This is a genomic window from Microcoleus sp. (genome assembly GCF_049646505.1).
In the GTDB taxonomy this organism is placed as follows: domain Bacteria; phylum Cyanobacteriota; class Cyanobacteriia; order Cyanobacteriales; family Microcoleaceae; genus Microcoleus.
This window is the reverse complement of sequence record NZ_JBARVX010000485.1, coordinates 1-4,076: the sequence shown is the minus strand read 5'-3', so window position 1 is coordinate 4,076 and position 4,076 is coordinate 1. Positions and strand designations below refer to the sequence as shown.

The window sequence follows — 4,076 nt, the reverse complement described above, 5'->3', positions numbered from 1 at the left end:
TGTCTAATATCATTAATATTTGTTGACTTACCTTGGCTGGTAATTCCTTGTATGCTTGATGATATTTCATCAAACGATTCATTTCGTTGTAATTAATATAACCCCATCCATAGACAAAACTTTGACGGATAACGTAGTTAGCCGCGTTGTACAAATTTTTGGATTTAAAGGCTAACTCGTCAATTTCAACAAAACGATTCTCGGTGGATTTAATGATGTGTCTCTCTGCTAGTTGCATTTAGACTCTCCATTTTTTAACGTTCGCAATAATTCTGGCTTGTTGACTATATACTACCATTGCTTACTACTGCTTACAAACTTAATGAAGTTTTATAATACTCCTGTTTGCAAGTTCCACAGTTTAACCCTTCTCAAATCTCAAATGTTATTAACCGCAGCTATTTTCCCCCGTCAACGAGACACTCTTGCTCATCGCCCTCACTCTGTGAAGATGCTTTTGCTTTAATCACCGCTTCCCGAAATCCTAAAACCACTAAAATATTGGCAACAGTCAAGAATAGTTCGGCAGCACCGTGCAGCCAATCGACATTTGCTAGTGACTCATTGTAGGCAACTTTTGCATAAATTGCGGCGGGAATAGTCACAGCGACAAAAACCAGAGTCCCGTAAAAGCCTATCAGAGCTAAGCGAGGTGTTTTTCCCGATCGAGTCAAAAACCAGAGAAATCCCAAGTATGGAAATAGAGACAGCACAAATAAAGTTTCTTTGGAAATCATTAGTAATTGGTAATGAACCAGATACTATGATAAACTAAAATGTTAAAAATTATTGTAAATATTTTTTAACCTGTGATTTTTATTTTTCATCTTTCATTTTTCATCTTTAATTTGACCCCGCCCAAAATGGGTACCGTACCACGTACTTTGGTCTCGGACATACTCAAATTTTAGACGGCGGTTTTTGCACCCCGATTCAAAACTGCAACTAAATCTCCAATCTCAGACTTGTACGATCGCGAAATCGAAGGATCTAAAATCTCAAATCGACTGATATCGTTTCCGGTTGCATCGGAAGCATAAAATCGCGTCAACAGTTAATACTCAACCATTCAGTTTTTCGACCCGCCCGTCAACAATCATGTTTGAGTGCAACCGGAATTGATATGAAACATCGACCCGTTGCTCTCGAACCGCTACAGACTCACCCAAGCCTGCAGCTCAAAACCCCTGATTTACGCGGAGACAAAACCCGTAACTCTTCCCCTAACACCGTTTTTTAACATAACACATATTCAACTGTTCCAGTCTGTTAATTGTGCATCTACCCAACTACCCAGCAATTAGAAACTGAGACATTTCCACGCTTTTCCGTCTTCTCGGCATCAAGCAAGGATCTTTCAAAACCTCTAAATCTAAGCTTTGTTTGGTATCGGTTCCGATAATTTCTTCGAGCTTAGCATCAAAATCAAAACGCGGGCCGCAATCCCAAACTTTGAGTTCCAAGCGTCCGTTAAATACCGTGATTTCTAGTTGCACTGGAGTTTCTACTGGCAGATTTTTGTGAGCGTGGCGCACTGCATTAGTGAAACCTTCAGCTAATGCTAACTGAAACTGGAACCAAACTTCATTGGGGAGGGATAAATCTTTTAACTGCTCAAACCAATCCAAAACTATAGTTAAAGCATTCATCTCTGTGTTGACTTGCAGGCTGAAGTGTTCGACAGAAGTTTCGTAAAGCTCTGCGTCCTGCTCTGTTTCCTTCTGCCAATCCCATCTATTTAACAAATTCATTAATCCATCTAAAGCGTTAGACTTTTTTTTATTTGGCGATCGATTGCGACCTTCTACTTCGTAGTTTTTGCTGAGTGACAAGCAATTTCGACCGTCGGGAGTCCGGGTGTAACTCAGCTCGTCTGCAATCTGCCACATCAGTTTGATGCCTCTGCCGCCTTCTGCCAGTTCGTCTATGTTGTTGAACATTTATTTTCCCTGTTTAAAAGTATTAGTTGTCAGCGATTTTCACACCCGATAAGCATTGTATTTTTTTATACTTGCCACATCAGTATTCTTTCGCGCTCACAACAAAATGCTATCTTTTTTACAGAACCCCGGTCATCAGCAATATGTCTTAAGAGTCTAAGCCAATTGGCTTATTTACCGATCGCCTGTACGGAGAGCGATCCCCCTTGGCCGGAAAATCCCGCAACCGCGAGTACAAATATTTATGCACTGCCCCCCCCCAGCCATTTGTCGCAGCCGCCGCAACCTCGCAAATGCAAGGCATTCAGCGCCCGCTTCCCACCGTTCCTTGGAAACTGCAAGGGAGCGTAGATGTGCGCCCTTTCATCCTAAAGGCCTAAGTAATATCCGCGAGGGCGATCGCGCCCGCCCACCGTACACCGTCAGCCCGCATCAACGCCCTAGACTAGGACTTGTCAAAACAACCCGGTTTCTGCTAAGAATATTGGGTTTGACAGGGCAAAATCAACCAAGAAACGCAGTTTTTAGCCCCAGGCGCATTATTTTAGCAGACGACTAGGGACGATCGGCAATGACCAGACTTTGGCTGAGCGAAAGATTGTCTGTTATGTTCGAGAAGGGAAAGACAGAAAAGGGAGAGAGCGAACAAGGGAAAGGATTTGACAAATTTTGATAGGAATTGAAATATACTAATTTAAATGCGCCACACCTTATGACAAAAATCAAACTAACAATTCTGACAGCAGCGATACTGCTACTCCCATTTTGTGTCGCAGTTCCCTTGCAAGCTCAAAATCTGTCTTTAGTCAAGCGGCTGCTAGCCACAAGAGGATGTCCCGGATGCGACTTATTTGGCGCTTCCTTGAGCCGTGCAGATTTGTTCGGCGCTTCCTTGAGCCGCGCCACTCTCAGCAGGGCCGACTTGGTTGATGCCGACTTAACTGCGGCTGATTTAATGGAAGCTAATTTAAATAACGCCAACATGAGAAATGCCTTTTTGGCCGACGCCGACCTCAGCAAAGCCGACATGAGCAGGGCCGACATTAGGGGAGCCAACTTAGAAAATGCCAACCTCAGCGAGAGTTCTCTTCAAGAAGCATCCCTCAAGTTTGCTAACTTAAAATGCAGTAATTTAAGCGCCGCGAAACTAAGTCGAACCGACCTGAGAAATGCCGATTTAAGCGGTGCAAATCTCAGCGGTGCAGACATCCAAGAAGCCGATTTAAGCGGTGCAAATCTCACCGGTGCAGACCTAAGAAATGCCGACTTGACCGATGCGAGGTTGAACAAAACTAATCTGACAGGTGCCAATCTCTGCGGCGCAAAGATGCCGAATCGAAAAACCTCTCGGCGAGGCTGTGAAATTAATAAACAACAACCGATTATTACAAACAATTACTGTAATTACTGCTATCCTATCAAGGATTGGTGGCTGAATGTTTTAAGGTTGAATTAAGCCGTAGAATCTGTAGATATTCTGTTTTCCTGATTGGCGATCGCCCCCAGCTTTTACCTACTTTGGAATATCCAAAAATTGCCTGAATCTTTGCAGATATTCTGCGCCGCCGATTTCTGCAACATTATTGTGACCTCCATCTGGAACCATGTAAAGCTGTTTGGGTTCGGGTGCTGCATCAAACAGTTTTTTGCTCATTTGGGATGGAACTACAGTATCGGCAGTCCCGTGAATAAACAGCACCGGCATTTGCAGCCGATCGACTTTTGATAGAGAATCAAACCGCTGAGTCAGCAAAAAATCGATCGGAAACATCCAAAACAGCCCTTTTTGGAAATCCACCATCGCCCGCACCGAAGTAAAAGAACCCTCCACAATTAACCCCGCCGCCTCCGGGTGACGCACTGCCAGATCGATCGCAATTGCCCCTCCCAAAGAATGCCCGTAGATATAAATTTGATTCGGGTGAATCCCGCGCTGTTTCACCAAATAATCCCAAGCAAATTCAGCATCCTCATACACCCGATATTCGCTCGGAAAATCGCCCTGGCTTTTTCCGTAACCCCGATAATCTATCAAAAATACCGACAAACCCAACCGATGAAATCGATGGGCGTGTTCGACATTTGCTCCTACATTTGAACCGTTACCGTGCAGGTACAAAACTACCCCCCCTAACC

The 4,076-nt window shown here is 44.0% G+C and carries 5 protein-coding genes and 1 pseudogene; 1 reads left to right on the top strand and 5 read right to left on the bottom strand.

Going from position 1 to position 4,076, the window contains the following annotated elements:
• The 4 genes and pseudogenes from WBA89_RS23295 to WBA89_RS23280 all read right to left on the bottom strand — a co-directional run.
• A pseudogene (locus WBA89_RS23295) lies at positions 1 to 238 on the bottom strand (RNA-guided endonuclease TnpB family protein); the annotation flags it as partial.
• 160 nt (positions 239 to 398) lie between these two features.
• Positions 399 to 737, bottom strand: a complete 339-nt coding sequence (locus WBA89_RS23290; RefSeq protein ID WP_424409798.1) for a DUF3593 domain-containing protein — start codon at positions 735 to 737, stop codon at positions 399 to 401.
• Positions 738 to 907: 170 nt separating this feature from the next.
• Positions 908 to 1,051: a hypothetical protein gene (locus tag WBA89_RS23285; RefSeq protein ID WP_424409796.1), complete on the bottom strand. Its 144-nt coding sequence runs from the start codon at positions 1,049 to 1,051 to the stop codon at positions 908 to 910.
• A gap of 238 nt (positions 1,052 to 1,289) precedes the next feature.
• Entirely contained in the window at positions 1,290 to 1,940 is a 651-nt protein-coding gene (locus WBA89_RS23280; protein ID WP_424409794.1) for an ATP-binding protein, read from the bottom strand.
• Between the two features lie 712 nt (positions 1,941 to 2,652).
• Here WBA89_RS23280 and WBA89_RS23275 point away from each other — a divergent pair.
• The gene (locus WBA89_RS23275) at positions 2,653 to 3,396 is read left to right on the top strand and encodes a pentapeptide repeat-containing protein (RefSeq protein WP_424409793.1); all 744 of its coding nucleotides are present in this window, start codon (positions 2,653 to 2,655) and stop codon (positions 3,394 to 3,396) included.
• Between the two features lie 57 nt (positions 3,397 to 3,453).
• Here WBA89_RS23275 and WBA89_RS23270 read toward each other — a convergent pair.
• Positions 3,454 to 4,076 (bottom strand): alpha/beta hydrolase (locus tag WBA89_RS23270; protein ID WP_424409792.1); only part of this gene is annotated, 623 nt, incomplete at its 5' end.

Bases quoted from the DNA above. Each gene is read 5' to 3' on its own strand.
- WBA89_RS23290 (WP_424409798.1), bottom strand. From the start codon at position 737: ATGATTTCCAAAGAAACTTTATTTGTGCTGTCTCTATTTCCATACTTG.
- WBA89_RS23280 (WP_424409794.1), bottom strand. From the start codon at position 1,940: ATGTTCAACAACATAGACGAACTGGCAGAAGGCGGCAGAGGCATCAAA.
- WBA89_RS23275 (WP_424409793.1), top strand. From the start codon at position 2,653: ATGACAAAAATCAAACTAACAATTCTGACAGCAGCGATACTGCTACTC.